The organism is Sulfitobacter sp. HGT1 (assembly GCF_013282155.1).
In the GTDB taxonomy this organism is placed as follows: domain Bacteria; phylum Pseudomonadota; class Alphaproteobacteria; order Rhodobacterales; family Rhodobacteraceae; genus Sulfitobacter.
In genome coordinates this window covers 697,599-718,896 of the sequence record NZ_BLWI01000008.1, presented here as the reverse complement: position 1 = coordinate 718,896, position 21,298 = coordinate 697,599, and the positions used below count along the sequence as shown (strand labels likewise).

23 protein-coding genes and 1 riboswitch are annotated in these 21,298 nt (G+C 58.2%); of the genes, 18 read left to right on the top strand and 5 right to left on the bottom strand.

What is annotated here, in order from left to right; all coding sequences use genetic code 11:
- Positions 1-41: 41 nt before the first annotated feature.
- From HGT1_RS09685 to fabA, 3 genes are all read right to left on the bottom strand, one after another.
- Positions 42-833 carry an enoyl-ACP reductase gene (locus HGT1_RS09685; RefSeq protein WP_176249700.1) on the bottom strand — a complete coding sequence of 264 codons (792 nt, stop codon included), beginning with the start codon at positions 831-833 and terminating at the stop codon, positions 42-44.
- Between the two features lie 9 nt (positions 834-842).
- Positions 843-2,072, bottom strand: coding sequence for a beta-ketoacyl-ACP synthase I (fabB, locus tag HGT1_RS09680; RefSeq protein ID WP_176249699.1), 1,230 nt, complete (start codon positions 2,070-2,072; stop codon positions 843-845).
- Positions 2,073-2,197: 125 nt separating this feature from the next.
- Entirely contained in the window at positions 2,198-2,707 is a 510-nt protein-coding gene (gene fabA / locus HGT1_RS09675; RefSeq protein ID WP_176249698.1) for a bifunctional 3-hydroxydecanoyl-ACP dehydratase/trans-2-decenoyl-ACP isomerase, read from the bottom strand.
- A 161-nt stretch (positions 2,708-2,868) separates the two neighbouring features.
- Between fabA and irrA the strand changes: the two genes are divergently transcribed.
- The 3 genes from irrA to HGT1_RS09660 all read left to right on the top strand — a co-directional run bounded on the left by irrA (position 2,869) and on the right by HGT1_RS09660 (position 4,885).
- A complete protein-coding gene (gene irrA, locus HGT1_RS09670) occupies positions 2,869-3,288 on the top strand; it encodes an iron response transcriptional regulator IrrA (RefSeq protein WP_176249697.1) in 420 nt (139 codons plus the stop codon).
- A gap of 60 nt (positions 3,289-3,348) precedes the next feature.
- Positions 3,349-4,137, top strand: a complete 789-nt coding sequence (locus HGT1_RS09665; RefSeq protein ID WP_176249696.1) for a phytanoyl-CoA dioxygenase family protein — start codon at positions 3,349-3,351, stop codon at positions 4,135-4,137.
- 184 nt (positions 4,138-4,321) lie between these two features.
- Complete coding sequence (locus tag HGT1_RS09660) at positions 4,322-4,885, top strand: hypothetical protein (protein WP_176249695.1); 564 nt, start codon at positions 4,322-4,324, stop codon at positions 4,883-4,885.
- 288 nt (positions 4,886-5,173) lie between these two features.
- Here the strand turns inward: HGT1_RS09660 and HGT1_RS09655 are convergent, their stop codons facing one another.
- A complete protein-coding gene (locus HGT1_RS09655) occupies positions 5,174-6,043 on the bottom strand; it encodes a hypothetical protein (RefSeq protein ID WP_176249694.1) in 870 nt (289 codons plus the stop codon).
- Positions 6,044-6,157: 114 nt separating this feature from the next.
- Here HGT1_RS09655 and miaB point away from each other — a divergent pair, with 114 nt between their 5' ends.
- From miaB to metK, 8 genes are all read left to right on the top strand, one after another.
- Positions 6,158-7,477, top strand: a complete 1,320-nt coding sequence (gene miaB / locus HGT1_RS09650; protein WP_176249693.1) for a tRNA (N6-isopentenyl adenosine(37)-C2)-methylthiotransferase MiaB — start codon at positions 6,158-6,160, stop codon at positions 7,475-7,477.
- Positions 7,478-7,705: 228 nt separating this feature from the next.
- Entirely contained in the window at positions 7,706-8,281 is a 576-nt protein-coding gene (locus tag HGT1_RS09645; protein ID WP_176249692.1) for an OmpA family protein, read from the top strand.
- 12 nt (positions 8,282-8,293) lie between these two features.
- The gene (locus tag HGT1_RS09640; RefSeq protein ID WP_176249691.1) at positions 8,294-8,614 is read left to right on the top strand and encodes a hypothetical protein; all 321 of its coding nucleotides are present in this window, start codon (positions 8,294-8,296) and stop codon (positions 8,612-8,614) included.
- A gap of 131 nt (positions 8,615-8,745) precedes the next feature.
- On the top strand, positions 8,746-9,753 hold the full coding sequence (locus HGT1_RS09635) for a PhoH family protein (protein ID WP_176249690.1): 1,008 nt from the start codon (positions 8,746-8,748) through the stop codon (positions 9,751-9,753).
- Between the two features lie 70 nt (positions 9,754-9,823).
- Positions 9,824-10,348, top strand: coding sequence for an rRNA maturation RNase YbeY (gene ybeY, locus HGT1_RS09630; protein ID WP_176249689.1), 525 nt, complete (start codon positions 9,824-9,826; stop codon positions 10,346-10,348).
- Between the two features lie 19 nt (positions 10,349-10,367).
- Complete coding sequence (locus HGT1_RS09625; protein ID WP_176249688.1) at positions 10,368-11,273, top strand: CBS domain-containing protein; 906 nt, start codon at positions 10,368-10,370, stop codon at positions 11,271-11,273.
- Positions 11,273-12,790, top strand: coding sequence for an apolipoprotein N-acyltransferase (lnt, locus tag HGT1_RS09620; protein ID WP_176249687.1), 1,518 nt, complete (start codon positions 11,273-11,275; stop codon positions 12,788-12,790). The genes HGT1_RS09625 and lnt overlap by 1 nt, the downstream gene beginning before the upstream one ends.
- 8 nt (positions 12,791-12,798) lie before the next feature.
- A riboswitch (SAM-SAH riboswitch) is annotated at positions 12,799-12,846 on the top strand.
- Positions 12,847-12,850: 4 nt separating this feature from the next.
- Positions 12,851-14,035, top strand: a complete 1,185-nt coding sequence (metK, locus tag HGT1_RS09615; protein ID WP_176249686.1) for a methionine adenosyltransferase — start codon at positions 12,851-12,853, stop codon at positions 14,033-14,035.
- A gap of 135 nt (positions 14,036-14,170) precedes the next feature.
- On the opposite strand, the gene HGT1_RS09610 is transcribed toward metK, so the two are convergent.
- Positions 14,171-14,905, bottom strand: coding sequence for a response regulator (locus HGT1_RS09610; protein WP_176249685.1), 735 nt, complete (start codon positions 14,903-14,905; stop codon positions 14,171-14,173).
- Between the two features lie 104 nt (positions 14,906-15,009).
- Between HGT1_RS09610 and trmB the strand changes: the two genes are divergently transcribed.
- The 7 genes from trmB to HGT1_RS09575 all read left to right on the top strand — a co-directional run bounded on the left by trmB (position 15,010) and on the right by HGT1_RS09575 (position 21,284).
- Positions 15,010-15,711 carry a tRNA (guanosine(46)-N7)-methyltransferase TrmB gene (gene trmB / locus HGT1_RS09605; RefSeq protein WP_176249684.1) on the top strand — a complete coding sequence of 234 codons (702 nt, stop codon included), beginning with the start codon at positions 15,010-15,012 and terminating at the stop codon, positions 15,709-15,711.
- 136 nt (positions 15,712-15,847) lie between these two features.
- On the top strand, positions 15,848-17,200 hold the full coding sequence (gene aroA, locus HGT1_RS09600; protein WP_176249683.1) for a 3-phosphoshikimate 1-carboxyvinyltransferase: 1,353 nt from the start codon (positions 15,848-15,850) through the stop codon (positions 17,198-17,200).
- Entirely contained in the window at positions 17,200-17,814 is a 615-nt protein-coding gene (gene cmk, locus HGT1_RS09595) for a (d)CMP kinase (RefSeq protein ID WP_176249682.1), read from the top strand. The genes aroA and cmk overlap by 1 nt, the downstream gene beginning before the upstream one ends.
- 137 nt (positions 17,815-17,951) lie before the next feature.
- Positions 17,952-18,329, top strand: a complete 378-nt coding sequence (locus HGT1_RS09590; protein WP_176249681.1) for a rhodanese-like domain-containing protein — start codon at positions 17,952-17,954, stop codon at positions 18,327-18,329.
- A 387-nt stretch (positions 18,330-18,716) separates the two neighbouring features.
- On the top strand, positions 18,717-20,378 hold the full coding sequence (rpsA, locus tag HGT1_RS09585) for a 30S ribosomal protein S1 (RefSeq protein ID WP_176249756.1): 1,662 nt from the start codon (positions 18,717-18,719) through the stop codon (positions 20,376-20,378).
- 271 nt (positions 20,379-20,649) lie between these two features.
- Positions 20,650-20,934: an integration host factor subunit beta gene (ihfB, locus tag HGT1_RS09580; protein ID WP_176249680.1), complete on the top strand. Its 285-nt coding sequence runs from the start codon at positions 20,650-20,652 to the stop codon at positions 20,932-20,934.
- Positions 20,934-21,284, top strand: coding sequence for a LapA family protein (locus HGT1_RS09575; protein WP_176249679.1), 351 nt, complete (start codon positions 20,934-20,936; stop codon positions 21,282-21,284). Before ihfB ends, HGT1_RS09575 begins: the two co-directional genes overlap by 1 nt.
- Positions 21,285-21,298 lie beyond the last annotated feature (14 nt).

Sequence of the window (21,298 nt, the reverse complement as noted above, 5' to 3'; positions counted from 1 at the left end):
TATCCCGGGGTCCGGGGCAGCGCCCCGGTCCGCCGGAAAAGTCAAAGATGCTCGGCTTGCGGCATCCCCAACACGTGAAACCCGCCATCGACGCGAATGATCTCGCCGGTGGTGCAGGCCCCCGCATCCGACGCCAGATACACGGCCGTGCCGCCCACCGCTTCCAAGGTCGCATTGGCCCGCAACGGCGCGTTCTGGTCTGTGTGTTTGTAGGTCTTGCGCGCCCCGCCGATGGCAGCACCGGCAAGGGTTTTCATCGGGCCGGGGCTGATCGCGTTGACGCGGATGCCGTCGGGGCCCAGATCATTGGCCAGATAGCGTGTGGCAGATTCCAGCGCCGCCTTGGCCACGCCCATGACGTTGTAATTGGGCACAACGCGGTTCGACCCCTGATAGGTCAGGGTCATCAGCGTGCCCCCATTATCAACCATCAACGGATGCGCACGGCGGGCGATCTCGATAAAGGAATAGGCCGAGATATCCAGCGAGTGTTTGAAATTCGCGCGGCTGGTGTTCAGGAAACGACCCGTCAGCTCGGATTTATCCGAAAACGCAATGGCGTGGACAACGAAATCAATCGTGGGCCAGCGTGCTGCAAGCTTTTCGAATGCGGCATCAAGGGATGCATCATCAGTCACATCGACATCGACCATGAAATCCGACCCGACACTTTCGGCCAGCGGTTTCAGGCGCGAGCCAAAGGCCTCGCCCTGATAGGTGAACGCCAGTTCGGCACCGGCTTCGGCCATCGCTTTTGCAATACCCCAAGCGATGGACCGTTCGTTCGCGACACCCATGATCAGGCCGCGTTTTCCCTTAAGTAGATCTGACATGTGCTGTCCTTACTCTATGAACTTGGAAAGGATCATCGACCCGTTGGTGCCGCCAAATCCGAATGAATTGGTCATGACGGAATCAAGCCCTGCGTTATCGACACGCTCCAGCGCGATTTCAGCCGGGTCCAGCTTGGGGTCCAGATCGACCACATTGATGGATTTGGCGATAAAGTCATGCTTGAGCATCAGCAAACAGAACACGGCCTCAAGGGCACCAGCGGCACCTTGGGCGTGGCCCGTCATGGATTTGGTTGAGCTGACCGGCGGCGTGCTGCCCTGGCCAAAGACGCGGCGGACGGCTTCGATTTCGCCGACGTCGCCCACGGGGGTCGAGGTGCCGTGCGCGTTGATATAGCCGACCTTGCGGCCCTCGGGCAGCGATTGCAGCGCCAGACGCATGGCCCGTTCGCCGCCTTCGCCCGACGGGGCGACCATGTCGTGACCGTCGGATGTCGCGGCATATCCGGTGACTTCGGCATAAATCGTGGCACCGCGCGCCTTGGCGTGTTCCAGTTCCTCAAGCACCAGCATGCCGCCGCCGCCCGAGATGACGAACCCGTCGCGGTTCGCGTCAAAGGCGCGGCTCGCGGTTTCGGGGGCGTCGTTATATTTGCTGCTCATCGCGCCCATGGCGTCGAACAGGCAGGACAATGTCCAATCCAGTTCTTCGCCGCCACCGGCAAACATCACGTCCTGTTTGCCCATCATGATCTGTTCGGCTGCGTTGCCGATGCAGTGCAGGGATGTGGAACAGGCAGAGGTGATGGAATAGTTGATGCCCTTGATCTTGAACGCCGTGCTCAGGTTGGCACTGACGGTCGAGGACATGCATTTCGGCACGGCGAACGGCCCGATCCGCTTGGTCGCGCCGGTGTCACGCACCACGTTATGCGCGGTAAACAGGGCCGAGGTCGACGGCCCGCCGGACCCTGCGACAAGGCCGGTGCGCGGATTGCTGATCTGCTCTTCGGTCAGGCCGGCATCGGCAATGGCTTGGGCCATCGCGATATAGGCATAGGCGGCACCGCCCCCCATGAAGCGCAATGCGCGTTTGTCGATGTGGTCTGCCACGTCGATCTTGAGCGTACCCGCGACGCGGCTGCGGAACCCGTGCTCGGTCATTTCGGGGCTGGCGACGATGCCGCTGGTCCCTGCCTTGAGCGATGCAAGCACTTCTTCAGCGTTGTTTCCGATAGATGAGACGATACCCAACCCTGTGACGACGACGCGGCGCATGGCGCACTCCCTTGATCTTACTGGGCCTATTGCCCTGTTTCGGCACCCCCTGCCAAGACTGCGGCAAGGGGGCTTTGCTCCTCCGTTTGCCGCCAACGGGGCGACAAATCAAGTCATCTCTCGGTTCAGCTTTCGCTGAGCGCGACCTTCATGTCCTTGACCATATAGATCACTTCGCCGTCTGCCTCGACGATACCGTCCGCCACACCCATGGTCAGGCGGCGGGTCTGGATCGCCTTGGTAAAGTCGATCTTGTAGGTCAGCATCTTGCGGTCGGGGCGGACCATGCCGGTCAGCTTGACCTCGCCCACGCCCAAGGCATAGCCGCGTCCCTGCCAGCCGCGCCAGCCAAGGTTAAAGCCGGTCAGCTGCCACAAGCCGTCAAGGCCAAGGCAACCGGGCATGATCGGGTTGCCGGGAAAGTGGCAGTCAAAGAACCAAAGGTCCGGTGTGATGTCGAATTCGGCGGTAATGTGACCTTTGCCATGGGCACCGCCATCGGCGGAAACATCCGTGATCCGGTCCATCATCAGCATCGGCGGGGCAGGAAGCTGCGCATTGCCGGGGCCAAAAAGTTCGCCGCGGGCGCATTTTAGGAGATCCTCTTTGTCGAAACTGGTGGGGTAATCGGCCATAGTTTTGCGGCTCCTGCTCGCTATTGTCAAAGTCCGTTCCGGTCTAGCATTGTGCCCGCTATGGCTGCAAGGGTTCTGGCACCCGCACCATTTTGGGTTTTTGTTTGAAAAGAGAGCGGTTTGCGCTGTATATACATCCAAGAGCAGTCAATGAGTATGGTATGACCCAAGTGATGCAACACACCAGTTCCAAGTGGCTTTCCAAGGCGGGCCTGCGTCCGACGCGGCAACGCATGACGCTGGCACAGTTGCTGGTGGGCGACGGTCAGCACCGCCATGTCACCGCAGAAAGCCTGTTTGACGCGGCCAAAGGGCAGGGCGAAGCCGTATCGCTGGCCACGGTCTACAACACGTTGCGCGCGTTTTGTGATGCGGGTTTGCTGCAAGAAGTCACCGTTGACGGATCGAAAAGCTATTTCGATACCAACACCCACGACCATCCCCATTTCTATTGGGAGGACGAAGCGCGGCTGACCGATGCCCCGTCCGACCAGTTGGTGATCGCACAATTGCCCGACGCGCCCGACGGGGCCGAAATCGCATCCGTTGATGTTGTGATCCGGTTGCGCCGCAAAAGCTAAACCGCTGGACGGGTGCTGGCGCGTTGCATAGGCTCGGGCCAAACAGCAGCGAGCGCCCCTATGCACCCCCTTATTACCCAAGACCAGATTGACACGTACCAGCGCGACGGCGTGGTGCTGGTGAAAGGTTTGTTTGCAGATCATGTGGATGCCTTGCGTGCAGGCATCGCGCGCAACATGGAAAACCCCGGCCCTTATGCGTCGAACAACGACAAGCCAGGCGAGACGGGGCGCTTTTTCGACGATTACTGCAATTGGGACCGTATCCCCGAATTTGCGCAGGTCATTCGTGGGTCTGCTGCCGCACAGGTGGCGGCTGATCTGATGCAAAGCCGGTCGGTACAACTGTTTCACGACCACGTGCTGGTCAAGGAACCGGGCACATCGATGGCCACCCCTTGGCATCAGGACGGCCCCTATTATTTCGTCGAAGGGCAGCAGAACGTCAGCTTTTGGTCGCCGCTTGATCCGGTGACCGATGCCACGCTGCGCTGTGTGGCCGGATCGCATTTGTGGGAAAAACCGGTGCTGCCGACACGCTGGGTCAAGGGCGATGCGTTTTTCGACCCCGCGCCTTACATGCCGGTGCCCGATCCCGATGCCGAAGGGATGGATATCCGCGAATGGCAGATGGAGCCGGGGGATGCGGTGGCATTCAACTATGGCATCCTGCACGGCGCGCGCGGCAACCGGTCGACGGCGCGCAGACGTGCCTTTTCGCTGCGGCTGCTGGGCGATGACGCTACCTATACCCAACGGCCCGGTCCGACTTCGCCGCCCTTTCCGGGGCATGAAATGGTGCAGGGGCAAAAACTGAGGGAAGATTGGTTTCCGATGTTGATCGGGTGAAGGGGGGGGGCGGACAGAGTGAGCTTTCGCCGCCCGTCCATCAATATCCGGTTTGGCGAAGCGTTCAAAAGATAATGTCTTTTTGCAAGGTGTGTGCAAAAAGACCGATTGCGTTGCCTGCGTGCAGGAGATCCAATTTGGGAAAACGGCATAACTTTTCAGATTACCAATTTAGGAGTTGTTCGTGACGGATAACATCGATCTTTTCATTTATTATTTGCGGAGGCATCTGGAAGTTCTTGATGCGGAGATCGCGGCTATATCCGCAAAAATAGCAGAATCGAAAGATCCCGAAGGGGATGGCTATTTTGACTCTGGCGAGTACTTCATGGGTGCTGGCCTTGCCGCTGTCCAAAAATACATGACAGAGACGTTTTGTTTTTTTAAAGTTGAGCAAGCGAAAGCACTTGATGCGGGGCCGAAATTGGCCGGAAATGTGTCCTTCGCATGGGTTGTTTGGTGTGCTGCAAATTATTGGAAACATGACGCTGAATGGTGGAAAGGGGCCGTCGCGATTGACGCTCCAGATTCTGATGGGATGAGCCGAGTCAATATTTCATGGCCTGAAGGTTGTAAATCCAAGAGTAACGTCGCGCGTCTGAAAAATTTTGGTAGGTTTGGGGATGATTACATTTGCTCGGTTGTTTTGGCCGCGCTTGTCGAAAAAACAGAAAACATAAGACTGCAATCAGTCCTGCCCCATTTAAAAGCTTGGCGAGATGAGGTCGAAAAATTGAGCCAACTTTAAGCTTCGCTACCGAGCGCCTGCAAAAATGTGTCTGAGTTCGTTGACCAAATTACTCAAAAACGAGCAAGGCTCGAACAGCTACCGATCAAATGCTTTCCAAAAGTCATCCTTTTGGGAACAGGCATAAACAGCTCCAACCAAAATCTGCGTAGTTGCTGAAGGTTTTCAACTCGCTCTTGATAGCGGACCTTTGTGCACCACACAGCATCAATCACGTTGGGCTCAAACCGGACATTGAGCACTCTCACCTTTAGCCCACATAATCTCTCACCCACCAAAAATCACCGCCTAAAACCATTGCCCCGGTTCAATCAGTCCCAAATCCAGCAACTGGCGTGAATGCCATTCAAACGGGGCGGAGTTGTGCCATTTGAATGTTTTGATCTCGAATTTGCTGCCAGGGTTCTTTTTGAGCGCCTTGGCGGTGCGAAAGGAACAAACGGCTGATGTGATATTGTGGTGCCACGGGCAGGAATAGGTGTTGTATTCCTCGTCGTTGAACGTGTGGTCGTCGCGGATTTTCAGGCCGGGTTTGGCGCGGAAGATCGAAATGCGGTCGATCTTGCGGCGCGCGGCGGGCACGTGTTCTTCGAAGCGCCAGCGCAACCCGCCAAAGAAATCCAGCTGGCGTTCTTTGGGGTGGTTTGCCGGTGTGCCGTCGGGGCGGGCCAGCGCGTAATAGCCTGACCGGTCCAGATGCGCGGTTTCCAGCGACACGGCGTCAGGGACTTCGGTCAGGTCGTCGGCATAGAGATCAACCACATAAGACAACATGGAATCGCGGCGTTCTTCGGTATGAAAGGCGAGCATTTCGACAACATTGCGGGTCTCGCAGAACGGATAGAACAGGTATTCCGCGTTGTAGCAGAAATAGAGCCACTGCCCCTCGGCGGCCTCGATCACGCGGTTGATGACCGTCTCCATCGCGTTTGGTTCGAACAAGTTGTAGTCGACACGGATCAGCAATTCATCGACATCGCGCGGAAGATCGAATTCTTTGGGCATGAACGCGATCACCTTGGTAAAACCCAGTTGATGGTGATGGCGCAATGTCGTGTCGATTTCGACATCGTCTTCGACCAGAATCATGGCGATGGGCCCTTTGGCCAGCGCGTCGTTCCCGTCGGTCAGAAAATGATCAAGGCTGCGATAGTGCATTGGGGCCTGTGTGTTTGTGCGACAGTATCTAAATCCGCCAAATCGCCACGCATTGCAAGAGAACGCTGGCGCTGCTAGACCGCGTTTTTGCATATTACAACAACGGACCACGCCATGACCGCGCCAAAAAAGCTGTTCATCAAGACCTATGGTTGCCAGATGAACGTCTATGACAGTGAACGCATGGCCGAGGCCCTGGGTGATACCTATATCGAGACAAAGTCGGCGGATGACGCCGATATGATCTTGCTCAATACCTGCCACATCCGCGAAAAAGCCGCGGAAAAAGTGTATTCCGAACTTGGGCGTCTAAAGCCGCTCAAGGCGTTGAACCCTGATCTGAAAATCGGTGTGACGGGCTGTGTCGCGCAGGCCGAAGGGGCCGAAATCATGCGCCGCCAGCCTGCGGTCGATCTGGTGGTGGGGCCGCAATCCTATCACCGTCTGCCCGCGATGGAGGCCCGCGTGCGCGAAGGCAAGACCGCGCTGGACACAGATTTCCCCGAAGAAGACAAATTCGAAAAGATGAAAGGCCGGGGCAAAGCGGCCCGTGCGCCATCGGCGTTTCTGACCGTTCAGGAAGGCTGCGACAAATTCTGCGCCTTCTGCGTGGTGCCCTATACCCGTGGTGCCGAAGTATCCCGCCCCGCCAGCCGCGTGCTGACCGAGGCGCGCGAACTGGTCGAAAACGGCGTGCGCGAAGTGACCTTGCTGGGCCAGAACGTAAACGCCTATCACGGTGCCGGCTCCGAGGGGGCGGATTACACGCTGGCCCGCCTGATCCGCGAGTTGGCCAAGATCGACGGGCTGGAACGCATCCGCTATACCACCAGCCACCCCAATGACATGGACGATGCGTTGATCGCCGCCCATGGCGAGGTCGACAAGCTGATGCCCTATCTGCACTTGCCAGTGCAGTCGGGGTCGGACCGCATTCTAAAACGGATGAACCGCAGCCACACCGCCGACAGCTATCTGCGTCTGATTGAACGCATCCGTGATGCCCGCCCCGATATCGTGATGTCGGGTGATTTTATCGTGGGCTTCCCCGAAGAAACGGACGCCGATTTCGAGGCCACGATGGATTTGGTCCGCGAGGTCAAATACGGCTACGCCTATTCGTTCAAATACTCGACCCGTCCGGGCACGCCGGCCGCAGAACGTGAACTGGTTGATACGGCCGTGGCGGACGCGCGTCTGCAACGGTTGCAGGCGCTGATCACCGACCAGCAACGCAGCATTCAAAACGCAATGGTCGGGCGCGACCTGTCGGTTCTGGTCGAAAAGGCCGGGCGCGAGGCGGGGCAGATGGTCGGCAAATCGGAATATCTGCATTCGGTCCATATTGACAACGCCACCGCGAAAGTCGGCGAAGTGGCCCGCGTTAGAATCGTTGGTGCCAAAACCAACTCTTTGACAGCGGTGGAGCTTTAAATCCCTTTGATTGTTGCCGCAGCAGCGTTTAATCTGATTCACAAAGCCTAGATTGTAAAGCAATCGCCCCATAATTGCCTAAGTATGGCCACAATATAGTAAATACCGCGGTTTTCGTGCTTCACAGACCCTCGTTTACCTCCTAATCTGACTATATATTGCGGGGGACCCTGCTGCGCTGCGCAGTTCTGGTTTCTTTTGCGGGGGATTAAAAAAAGGACGAGGGCTGTGTTGAACAGAATTTCCAAAGGTCTGCGCCTGTTTGCGGGGATAATTATTGCCGCAACATTCGTTTTCCAAGCATCTGCTGCTGATGCACAAACAAAATCACAAGGTGGACGCGACAAGGGTCAGTATATTCCGACGATCTGGGTTGACCCCGACGGGTGCGAACACTGGGTCATGGATGATGGTGCCGAAGGGTATATGACACCTAACGTAAGCCGTCAGGGCATTCCGGTGTGCCGCCGTGGCAACGTCTGCGGTGTGATGAACACCGACCAGTTCTTTGCAACAGACAGCTACCGCATCCACGCGCAGGGCAAACAACGTCTGGCGCAGTTCTTTAAATCAACGGGTGCGATTTCCTATATCATCAGCGGCCACACAGACAGCCGCGCATCTGATGAATACAACATGCGCCTGTCGATCAACCGTGCGAATGCCGTTGCTGCTGTTGCCGCACAAACCGGCGCGCGGATCGCAGATGTACGCGGATATGGCGAACGTATGCCCGCTGCACCAAACGGGTCGGCCGCCGGCATGGCCCAGAACCGCCGTGTCGAAATCATCTGCATTCGCTAAGGGGACAGAACAGTGTTTAAAACAAAAATCTTATTGGTCACAACCTGCGCCTTTGGCTTGACCGCATGTGCCGATTTCGAAGGTATCGGTGGTGGCTATACTGCTGATAAGACGATGGACCGCGGCTTTGACAAAAAGCACCTCAGCCAGTTGCAGGCCGGGATCTGGGTTGATCCGAACGGATGCGACCACTGGATCATCGACGACGGCGTCGAAGGCTACCTGAGCCAGCGTCTGGATAAATATGGCAAGCCAGTTTGCTCCGGCGTGGCCGAACCGACCCATACTGCGGGCGACTTCAAAGGCGGGTCAAACGTTCGGGATCCGAACTGATAGTGGCTTGCAGATAAACCATCTCGGGCCGGGGCGTTTTACGCTCCGGCCTTTTTTGTCTCGCGGCGGGGTACTCAAGCCGTCTTGGAACCCCATATAGTAAAACAGACAGTTCGAAATAGGATCAGGCATTGACGCTCAGCGATACCAACACCCTTCCTTCCAACAGCGCGCGCCTGCTGGAATTCCAAGACAACCGGCTGCTCATTGATCTTTGCGGTGCCTATGACGTGCATCTTGCATCGATCGAAAAGGTGCTCGGCGTGCAGATCGTGCGCCGTGGCAACCAGCTTTCGATCATCGGTGACGATGATGCGGCAGCGCGCGCCGAAACCGTCCTGAATGCGCTCTATGCCCGCCTCGAAGGGGGGCGCACGGTTGAACCGGCGGATGTGGACAGCTTGCTGCGCATGGGGGATTCCGCCGCCGGAACCGGTGTGCGCGCGGGCGATCAGATCGAAATGCCAATCCTGGGCGGTATCGAAATCAAGACCCGCAAGAAACGCGTCGAACCCCGCACCGCCGCGCAAAAGGCCTATGTTCAATCCCTTTTCGACAATGAACTGGCCTTTGGTATCGGGCCGGCAGGCACCGGCAAAACCTATCTGGCCGTTGCGGTGGGCGTGTCGATGTTCATCGGCGGCCATGTCGACAAGATCATCCTGTCGCGGCCTGCGGTCGAAGCCGGTGAAAAACTGGGCTACCTTCCCGGCGACATGAAGGACAAGGTCGATCCCTATATGCAGCCGCTCTATGACGCGCTGAACGACTTCCTTCCGGGCAAACAGCTGGCCAAACTGCTCGAGGATAAAAAGATCGAAATCGCCCCGCTTGCTTTCATGCGCGGACGTACCCTGTCGAATGCCTTTGTCGTGCTGGACGAAGCCCAGAACGCGACCTCCATGCAGATGAAGATGTTCCTCACCCGCCTGGGCGAAGGCTCGCGGATGGTGATCACCGGGGACCGCACACAGATCGACTTGCCGCGCGGCGTGCCCTCGGGCTTGCAAGATGCGGAACGTCTGCTCAAAACGATCCCCAAAATCAGCTTCAACTATTTCACCTCCAAAGACGTGGTCCGCCACCCCTTGGTTGCTGCGATTATCGAAGCTTACGAAGCAGATACCGGTCACAGCTGATGCCCGTCCTGTATTTCATTTTGCCAATTAAACTCCGGGGGTCCGGGGGCTGGCCCCCGGTCCTTTGCTCATGAACGCGCTCGACATCGCCATGGAAGATCCACGCTGGCAGGATCTGGGTCTCGAAGCCCTCGCCACGCGCGCGATCACGGCCAGCCTGACGCATCTCTCCCTTGATCCGGACCTGGCCGAGGTATCCATTCTGGCCTGTGATGACACACGCATTGCCGATTTGAACGCGGATTTCCGCGGCAAGCCGCAGCCGACAAATGTGCTCAGCTGGCCTTCCGAGGAACGCGGTGCCGAAGCCGACGGCGGCATGCCGCTGCCGGTCGAGCCTGAGTTTGACGGCGTATTGGAATTGGGCGATATCGCTATTTCCTTTGACACCTGCGCAGCAGAAGCCGAGACCGCAGGCAAATCAATGGCAGATCATGTTTCGCATTTGATGGTGCACGGATTGCTGCATCTTTTGGGCTACGACCACGAGCGTGACGCGGATGCAACGCTTATGGAACGTATCGAAGTCGAAATACTTGGCAAATTGGGCATAGATGACCCATATAAGGAAAACGCAAGCGGTTCGCTTGCCTAACCAACAAAGACGGGACCCGATGGGCGATACAGACGGATCATCTGAGGCGGCGCAGAGCGCGCGGCTTGCGGACGAATTTGACAGCATGGAAATCGTTGAAGAAGACACCCCTAAATCAGGCGGTTTCTTTTCCCGCGTGATGGGGGCGCTCAGCGCATCAGAGGTCACCGAGGAGAACGAGACAGTATCCCCGCAGGCCGACCCGTTGTCGACGCGGGGCATGATGAACCTGCGTCGTATGCGGGTTGACGATGTTGCGATCCCCAAGGCGGAAATCACGGCGGTGCCTGTCACCTCGACCATGGATGAACTGGTCGCGGTCTTCAAGGAAAGCGGCCTGACCCGTTTGCCTGTCTATGACGGCACCCTTGATACCCCGGTCGGTATGGCGCATCTCAAAGACCTTGCTTTGACCTATGGGTTCAACGCCAAGACGGAGGATTTCGATCTTGTGTCGATGTTGCGTCCGCTGGTGTTTGTACCGCCCTCGATGACGATCGGTGTTTTGCTGACCAAGATGCAGGCTGAACGGCGTCACATGGCGCTGGTCATTGATGAATATGGCGGCGTTGACGGGCTGGTCACCATCGAAGACCTGATCGAACAGGTCATCGGCGAGATCGAAGACGAACATGACGTCGACGAGGGCAAATACTGGACCCTCGAAAAACCGGGCTGCTATATCGCCCTTGCCAAGACCCCGCTGGTGGATTTCGAAGCCGAGATCGGCCATTCGCTTACCGATCACGATGATGTCGACGAGGAAGAAATCGATACGCTGGGCGGGCTTGTGTTCATGCTCTCGGGGCGTGTTCCGGCGCGTGGCGAAATCGTCGTGCATCCCGATGGCCACGAATTCGAAGTCATTGATGCCGACCCGCGCAGCATCAAGCGCCTGAGGGTGCGCGTGGCCGGATCGGTGTAATGTCTCCAAAATCGGCGGCTTGGCTGCGCTTTGCACTGGCCATATTGGCGGGGGCTGTGGCGGCATTCGGACAGGCCCCCTATGACATCCCTGTTCTTTTGTTCCTCGGGTTCGTTGTCTCGCTTGAATTGTTCGACCGCAGCCAGCACCCGTGGCAGGCCGCTGCAATTGGCTGGGGGTTCGCGTCGGGCTATTTCCTGCATGGCTGGTTGTGGTTGCTGTCGCCGTTCATGGTCGATCCTGAGCGTTATGCCTGGATGGCCCCTTTTGCGCTGGTGGCGATGTGTTGCGGGCTGGCGCTGTTTTGGGGGCTGGCTTTCGGGGTGGCGCGTTGGCTGTCGCCCCGGTCCTGGCCGTTGATCTTTTGCCTGCCCGCTGCCGAAATGGTGCGGGGCTATCTGTTCACGGGCTTTCCCTGGGGCATGTTCAGTCAGGGTCTGGTGGACATCTGGCCCGGTCAAGGTCTGGCCTTTGTCGGCCCTTACGGCATGACCCTTGCGCTGGTTGCCGCTGCGGTTCTTTTCACCCGCGCGGCGCAGGGTGTTTTGAAAAACCGGATCGTGCTTTGGGGCGGCAGGCTGGTGGTCTTGGCCGCACTTGTGGTGCCATTCAGCGCAGGCCCGTCGCCGCTCAGCGACACGACCGTCAGGTTGGTCCAGCCCAACGCTGCCCAAAAAGACAAATGGGACATCGCCAAAATGCCGCTGTTCTTTGAGCGGCAACTGGCCCAGACCAGCGCAGCCCCTGCGGCGGGAAACCCCAAACCCGATTTGATCTTATGGGCCGAAACCGCGATCCCGTGGACGCTGGATCTGGCCGATGGCGCGCTGAGCCAGATCAGCTTTGCCGCGGGCGATACCCCTGTTGTCCTGGGGGTCCAGCGGCGCGAGGGATTGCAATATTACAACTCGGCGGTGTTGCTGGACCCGCAGGGCGAGGTCACGCAGACCTATGACAAGCACCATCTGGTGCCTTTTGGCGAATATATTCCCTTTGGGGATGTGCTGGCGAAAATCGGCATCCGCAGCTTTGCCGCGCAATTGGGCAACGGGTATTCTTCGGGCCCCGGCGCGACCGTCATGGATCTGGGCCGCCTTGGGTTGGCGCTGCCACTGATTTGTTACGAGGCGGTCTTTGCCCGCGACGTGAACGCCAGCCCGCAGCGCCCGGCATTCTTGATGCAACTGACAAACGACGCATGGTTCGGGGCAGGGCAGGGGCCGTTGCAGCATCTGGCCCAGGCCCGTATGCGCGCCATCGAACAGGGGCTTCCGATGGCGCGTGTGGCAAACACCGGCGTGTCGGCGATGATCGACCCTTTGGGGCGGATAAATGCCAGTCTTGCGTTGAATACGGCGGGGTTTCTGGATGCGCGTCTGCCGGAACCCAACAGCCCGACCCTGTACAGCCGCTTTGGCGAATGGCCGTTCTTGCTGGTGCTGCTGATCGGATTGGCGGGATCACTTAGAAGGCATTTTCGCAAGTTACCATTTGACGCACAGTATCGTCAAAGTTAAGCCCTATTCACCGGCCACAACGGCTTCCTGACGTGGCTAAGAAATCTATTGGAGCACTACATGTCCCGGAAAAACTATATCTTTACTTCGGAATCCGTTTCCGAAGGCCATCCTGACAAAGTTTGCGACCGTATTTCGGACGCCGTTTTGGACGCATTTCTGACTGAAGAACCCGAAGCGCGCGTTGCCGCTGAAACCTTCGCAACAACCAACCGGGTTGTCATTGGCGGTGAGGTCGGCCTGTCTGATCAGGAAAAACTTAGCGAATATATGGGCAAGATCGAAGACATTGCCCGCGCCTGCATCAAGGACATCGGTTACGAGCAGGAAAAATTTCACCACGCGACATGTGAAATCACCAACCTGCTGCACGAACAATCCGCGCATATCGCGCAGGGTGTTGACGCGTCCAGCAACAAAGAAGAAGGCGCTGGCGATCAGGGTATCATGTTCGGTTTCGCCACAAACGAAACGCCCGAGCTGATGCCGGCCCCGGTCCATTATGCCCACGCGATCCTGCGCCGTCTGGCCGAAGTGCGCAAAGACGGCACGGAGCCGACGCTGCGCCCTGACGCAAAAAGCCAGCTGTCCGTGCGCTATGAAGACGGCAAACCGGTTGGCGTGTCGTCGATCGTGCTGTCGACGCAGCACGCATACGAGAGCCAGACAAGCGCCGATATCCGCGATATCGTCGAGCCCTACATCACCGAAGTCCTGCCCGAAGGCTGGATCACGGCCGACACCGAATGGTGGGTGAACCCCACAGGCACATTCGTCATCGGCGGCCCTGATGGCGACGCGGGCCTGACCGGGCGCAAGATCATCGTCGACACCTACGGCGGTGCGGCCCCTCATGGCGGCGGCGCGTTTTCGGGCAAAGATCCGACAAAGGTTGACCGTTCGGCGGCCTATGTTGCGCGCTATCTGGCAAAGAACGTGGTTGCTGCGGGTCTGGCTGAAAAATGCACGATCCAGCTGAGCTATGCGATCGGTGTGTCCAAGCCGTTGTCGATCTATTGCGACACCTTTGGCGGTGATGCGGATGTGGCGGATTCAGCGATTGAACGCGCCATCGGCAAGATCATCGACCTGACCCCACGCGGCATCCGCGAGCATCTGCAACTGAACAAGCCGATCTACGAGCGCACGGCGGCCTATGGCCACTTTGGTCGGGCACCTGAAGCTGATGGTGGGTTCAGCTGGGAAAAAACCGATCTGGTTGATGCATTGAAAGCGGCGCTTTAATCTTTCTAGCGCGTCGGCGGCATTCGATCTGCTGCTGAATTGAAAACAATTTGACGGACCTTCGGCAGTGCCGGGGGTCCGTTTTTCGTTTGAATTACAGGTAACGGGCCGTTCACCGCCCGCCCGCTTGGCGGCCTAGGAAAGAGGCCGGAAAGGCGAGGGCGGTTTTGCGATTTTGTCTGTCTGGAGCGAGGCGGCCTTGAATTCGGCAGCGCGCAGGGTCGGGTGCCCTTCCTGTTCTTGCAAGGCAACAAGGTAATCCCAGATCTGATTGCAGGTCATTTCCAGCGGTTCGGTGTGGGCGGCAGGTTGGGGGGTGCGACCATCACGAAGGTCCCTGATCTGGCGCATCATCCTGCTGACCATCGGTTTTAGATCCATCGCGCAGTCACGGGCAAAATGGCGCAAGGCGTCGTGCTGCGCGCCATCGGCAACAGGCAAGGCCCCGCCGGACTGGTACAAAGCGTTCGAGACTGCCCGTTTGAACGCTTCCTTGGTCAGGGCTTCTTTGGGGATATAGTCGCTGCATCCGGCATCCATTGCGGCAATTGCGATATCTTCGCGCGCGATGCCGGTGATCAGGATCGTCGCGGCGGTGCAGTTGCGCGGCGAAAGGCGGATCAGTTCCAACGCCTCAAGCCCGGTGCCGTCAGGCAGGCTGTAATCGACAAAGATCAGATCGAAGCTGTCGGTCTCGAGTATCTCTGACAATTCGCTCAAGGAGGTGACATCGGACACATCAAAGCGGGTCTTGAGCCCGGAACACAGTCGGGCAATGCGGTGGCGGTCAAAACGTTCGTCGTCCAGCACCAACGCACGGGACTTGGTCGGTAGCGTTCCGGTATTTGTCTTGTTTTGCAGCATGGTCATCTGGCCTGAATTGCGTCTGATCGCCCAACCCTTACATCTTCGGCTTAATGTCTGATTAAAGCGACCCGTTGCGCTGGCGCAGGTGTCAGGCTAAAGGCATCCGCATGACAGATCCTATACGCCCCCGCCGAAATTTTTATGGTCGCCTCAAAGGCAAATCCCTCAAGCAAAGCCAGAAGGGCTATATTGAGGAAGACCTTGATGCGCTCTCCCCCGGTCCTGTTGATTGGGAGGCCAACCCGTCGCGCACACCGCTGGATCTGCCGGGGCTGTTCGGCGGCAAACCCGTCTGGCTGGAAATCGGCTTTGGTGGCGGTGAGCATATGGTGCATCAGGCCGCGCAAAACCCCGATGTGGGCATCATCGGTTGCGAGCCGTATATCAACGGCGTTGCGATGCTGTTGGGCAAGATCCGCCGTGCCGGTGTCGACAACGTGGCGATCCATCCGGGCGATGCGCGCGATATTTTTGATGTCCTGCCCGAAGCGTCGATCGACCGCGCATTTCTGCTGTATCCCGACCCCTGGCCCAAGACCCGCCATCACCGGCGCCGCTTTGTCACACCAGAGCATCTGGAGCCCTTGGTGCGGGTGCTGAAACCCGGCGCAATCTTTCGCGTGGCGACAGATATCGAGGATTATGTGCGCCAGACGCTGGAGCAGGTGCCGCGCCACGGTTTTGAATGGCTGGCCGAGCGCCCTGGCGATTGGAAAGAGCCGTGGGATGACTGGATTTCCACCCGATACGAGCAAAAGGCCCTGCGCGAAGGCCGCGTGCCCCATTATCTGACGTTTCGCAAACGTTGACGGCGTGTGACGGGGGCTGATTGCCCCCGGACCCCCATGGATATTTAAGAGCCAGAGAAGATAGGGCGCTCGGTTATGGACGGCACTTGCGTGCTGGTTTATGACGGCGGTCAGAATTCAGATTGAGGGTTGTCCCATGTCCAGTCACGCCACGCCTATTCCCATGACTTCGTCTGCTTGCGGACCCTTGAGCGGTGTGGCCGAGGTGCCGGGGGATAAATCCATCTCGCACCGGTCTTTGATATTGGGCGCGATGTGTGTCGGCGAGACCACGATCAGTGGTCTGTTGGAAGGCGATGATGTGTTGGACACGGCCCGCGCGATGCGGGCGTTCGGGGCGGACGTCACGGATTTGGGCGGCGGCAACTGGTCTGTGCACGGGGTCGGGGTTGGCGGTTTTGCCGAACCTGACGGCGTGATTGATTGCGGCAACTCCGGCACCGGTGTGCGGTTGATCATGGGCGCGATGGCGACATCGCCGATCACCGCGACCTTTACCGGTGATGCCAGCCTGAACGGCCGGCCCATGGCGCGGGTAACGGACCCGTTGGCGTTATTTGGCACGCAGGCTGTCGGGCGCAAGGGCGGGCGGTTGCCAATGACCATCGTCGGTGCGGCAGAACCTGTGCCGGTGCGCTATGTGGTGCCGGTGCCGTCGGCGCAGGTGAAATCGGCAGTATTGCTGGCGGGGTTGAATGCGCCGGGCAAGACTGTGGTGATCGAGGCCGAAGCCACGCGCGACCATACAGAGCGTATGCTGGCAGGTTTCGGGGCCGAGATTGCGGTCGAGGATACCGATGAGGGCCGCGTTATCACCTTGACGGGCCAGCCCGAGTTGCAGGCCCAGCATGTGGACGTGCCGCGTGATCCGTCTTCGGCGGCGTTTCCGGTCTGTGCAGCGTTGATCGTGCCCGGGTCGGATGTCTTGGTGCCCGGTATCGGTTTGAACCCGACGCGGGCGGGGTTGTTTACCACGCTGCGCGAGATGGGGGCCGATCTGACCTATGAGAACGAGCGCACCGAGGGGGGCGAGCCTGTCGCCGATCTGCGTGCCAGATTTTCGCCCGATATGAAGGGGATCGAGGTGCCGCCCGCGCGGGCCGCGTCGATGATCGACGAATATCCGGTGCTGTCTGTGGTGGCGTCTTTTGCGCAAGGCCAGACCATGATGCGCGGCGTCAAGGAGTTGCGGGTCAAGGAAAGCGACCGGATTGATGCGATGGCCAAGGGGCTGCGCGCCAACGGGGTCGAGGTGGAAGAAGGCCCCGACTGGTGGGCCGTCACCGGGTTGGGGCATGGCAATGTGCCCGGCGGGGCCACCTGTGCCAGCCAGTTGGACCACCGCATTGCGATGTCCTTTATGATCATGGGCATGGCGGCAAATGCTCCGGTCAGCGTCGATGACGGTGCGCCGATCACCACATCCTTCCCGATATTCGAGCCGCTGATGGCGCAGCTGGGTGCCAAGGTGACGCGGGGCACGGCGTGATGGACGGCTTTACAGTCGCCATTGACGGGCCAGCCGCTGCGGGCAAGGGCACGGTGTCGCGCGCTGTGGCAGAGCATTTCGGCTTTGCGCATCTGGATACGGGGCTTTTGTACCGTGCCGTTGGTGCAAAGGTGCTTGAAGGGATGTCGCCGGAAGAGGCGGCATTGACCTTGGTTGCGGGCGATCTGGAGAATGACCAGCTGCGCACCAATGCGGTGGCCGAGGCGGCCAGCCGCGCGGCTGCGATCCCGGAAGTGCGGGCCGCTTTGGTGGATTTCCAGCGCAGTTTCGCCATGCGGGCTGGCGGGGCGGTGCTGGACGGGCGCGATATCGGAACGGTGATTTGCCCCGATGCGCAGGTAAAGCTGTTCGTGACAGCCACACCCGAGGTCCGTGCGCAGCGCCGGTTCGCGGAACTGGCTGCAAAGGGGTTTGACGGAACCTTTGAACAGGTGTTGGCCGATGTGGAGGCGCGTGACGAACGCGACAGCAGCCGTGCCGAGGCCCCGCTGAAGCCCGCCGCAGATGCTGTCGAGATGGACACCTCGACCATGGATATCGCCACGGCGGTGGCCCGCGCGATTGAGCTGATCAGCCTGCGTTTGGCGCGCTAGGGCCTTTTGCCGTCCTGTTGCGGGGCTGCAAGATATTTCGCCACCATGGAACTGTCCTTTGATCCGGTGCGTTGATGTGTCGAATGCTGCGCGATGACAGCGCGCGGTCTGGCGCAATGATCACAAGGATACCCATTATGAAAACCGCACAAGACTATCTGGAAGCCGCCAATACCGTCGTTCCGACAATGGACGCCAAAGACGCGATCGCCAAGCACGCGCAGGGCCAAGGCCTGTTTATCGATGTGCGCGATTCATCCGATATTGCCAGCAGCGGCACGATCAAGGGCGCGCACCGTGTACCGCGCGGCATGATCGAATTTCGCGCCGACCCAAAGGTCGAGGCACTATATAACCCGATCTTTCAAAAAGACGCCGAGATCTATTTGATCTGTGGGGCAGGCGGCCAGGCTGCGTTGTCCGGCAAAACCCTGCACGACATGGGCTATACCAATGTGACCAACATTGGCGGTTTCCCCGGCTGGGAAGACGCGGGCGGCCCGACCGAGGCTTAATCAACCGAGGCTTGAGGTGACAATCCCTGCTCCCTTTCCGGGGGCGGGGTTTTTCATATCCGCCAAGCGTGCCGCCGCCTTCTTGTTAACACCGGAAGACTGATTACGGCACAGCAGGCGATCTTTCGCGAGCGGTGGATCAGGCAGCCAGAAGCCGCCTGACCGCCCTTGCCATTTCCATGAAACAGGCCTATACGCGCGACTGTCTAAGGGGCGGATACACGTTTCGGGCGCGATATATCAGGCAGGGTCGGATTCATCCGGCCCTCTTTGTTTTGCAAACGGACCCGGCCACGAAAGACATTTTTAATCACAGACCGGCGGAGACAACCGCGCGGCCAGAAACCAAATGCTAAAGGATACTCAAGCTACATGGCTATGAACTCAATGGAAGACTTCGAAGCACTTTTGGAAGAAAGCTTTGAAATGGACACGCCCGAAGAGGGCTCAGTTGTCAAAGGTAAGGTCATCGCGATCGAAGCGGGCCAAGCCATCATCGACGTAGGCTACAAGATGGAAGGTCGCGTCGATCTTAAAGAATTCGCCGAGCCAGGCGAAGCTCCCAACGTTGCAGTCGGCGACGAAGTCGAAGTTTTCCTTCGTCAGGTCGAAAACTCCCGTGGCGAAGCTGTTATCTCTCGCGAGATGGCGCGCCGTGAGGAAGCCTGGGACCGTCTGGAAAAAGCCTATGCCGCAGAAGAGCGCGTTGATGGCGCAATCTTTGGCCGCGTTAAAGGTGGCTTTACAGTTGATCTGGGCGGCGCGGTTGCGTTCCTTCCCGGTTCGCAAGTTGACGTGCGCCCCGTGCGCGATGCCGGCCCGTTGATGGGTCTGAAGCAGCCGTTCCAGGTTCTGAAGATGGACCGTCGTCGTGGCAACATCGTTGTTTCGCGTCGTGCGATCCTTGAAGAATCCCGTGCCGAACAGCGTGCCGAAGTTATCGGCAACCTGACCGAAGGTCAGGAAGTTGACGGTGTGGTCAAGAACATCACCGAATACGGTGCGTTCGTTGATCTGGGCGGCGTTGACGGCTTGCTGCACGTCACAGACATGGCATGGCGCCGTGTAAACCACCCATCCGAGATCCTGACAATTGGCGAGACCATCAAGGTTCAAGTCATCAAGATCAACAAAGAGACGCACCGCATCTCCTTGGGCATGAAGCAATTGCAAGAAGATCCATGGGATCTGGTGCAAGCCAAGTACCCACTGGAATCCACGCATACAGGTCGCGTGACCAACATCACCGATTACGGTGCATTTGTTGAGCTCGAGCCTGGCGTTGAAGGTCTGGTACACGTGTCCGAGATGTCGTGGACAAAGAAAAACGTACACCCCGGCAAGATCGTGTCCACCAGCCAAGAAGTCGAAGTCATGGTTCTGGAAATCGATGGTGCCAAGCGCCGCGTTTCCCTTGGTCTCAAGCAGACCATGCGCAACCCATGGGAAGTGTTTGCAGAAACACACCCTGAAGGCACCGAAGTCGAAGGCGAAGTCAAAAACATCACCGAATTCGGTCTGTTTGTTGGCCTGCCAGGCGACATCGACGGCATGGTTCACCTGTCCGACCTGTCCTGGGACGAACGTGGCGAAGACGCCATCCAGAACTACCGCAAGGGCGATATGGTTCAGGCCGTTGTCTCCGAAGTCGACGTTGAGAAAGAGCGCATCAGCCTCTCGATCAAAGGTGTTGGCGGCGACAAGTTCGCAGAAGCAGTGGGCGGCGTTAAGCGCGGTTCCGTTGTGACTGTGACTGTGACCTCCATCGAAGACGGTGGCATCGAAGTCGAATATGAAGGCATGAAAGCCTTCATCCGTCGCTCCGATCTGTCGCGTGACCGTGCCGAACAGCGCCCAGAGCGTTTCTCGGTTGGTGACAAGGTTGATGTTCGCATCACCAACGTCGATGCCAAAGCGCACCGTTTGGGCGTTTCGATCAAGGCACGTGAAATCGCAGAAGAGAAAGAAGCAGTCGAGCAGTATGGCTCCTCTGACTCCGGCGCATCCTTGGGTGATATCCTTGGGGCCGCTCTGAAGGGCGACGACTGAACCTTAGGCGTTTAGCAAGTTAGATAACGGGCCTCGCAATGCAGATTGCGGGGCCCTTTTTTTATGCGAATCGGGGCAGGCTGCGGGGGGCGGTACAGCGTCCGCCCGCAAGACGGGCGCGTGCTGTTAAGCATTTCGGCCAAAAAACGACCTTAAATCAGCAGGTTCGCGCCGCGAAATGTCTCAATGGGCGATATGGATGTCTTCACGAACGCGTGGGAGTTGTTATAGTCGGGGACATAATAAAATAAATCTCGGGGGAGACTTTCAGATGATCCGGTCGGAATTGATTCAAAAGATCGCAGACGACAATCCACATCTTTACCAGCGTGATGTCGAAAGAATCGTGAATACCATCTTTGAAGAAATCACAGGTGCCATGGCGCAGGGTGATCGTGTTGAACTGCGCGGATTTGGCGCGTTTTCCGTGAAAAAACGTGATGCCCGCGTGGGTCGAAACCCTCGCACAGGGGAAACTGTTCATGTAGAAGACAAACACGTGCCGTTCTTCAAGACCGGCAAATTGCTTCGTGATCGTCTGAACGGGAATTCCTGATGCGCTATGTCCGCTACCTTTGTATCGCTATTTTTGCAGTGGCATTGATCGCCGTCGCTTTGGCCAACCGGTCTATGGTGTCGCTCAAGCTGCTGCCAACTGAGGTGTCGGGCTTTTTCGCTGTGAACCCTGAAATGCAGGTGCCGTTGTTCATCGTCATTCTGGGCAGCATCATCGCAGGCCTTTTGGTTGGTTTCGTCTGGGAATGGATTCGCGAATTCAATCAACGTGCCGAAGCCGCGCGTCAGGCCCGTGAAATGCGTCGCCTTCAGCGTGAAATCGCGCGCCTCAAGGGCGAAAAATACGAAGGGCAGGACGAAGTTCTGGCCTTGCTGGACCAAGCAGGCTGATCTGACGGTCGCTG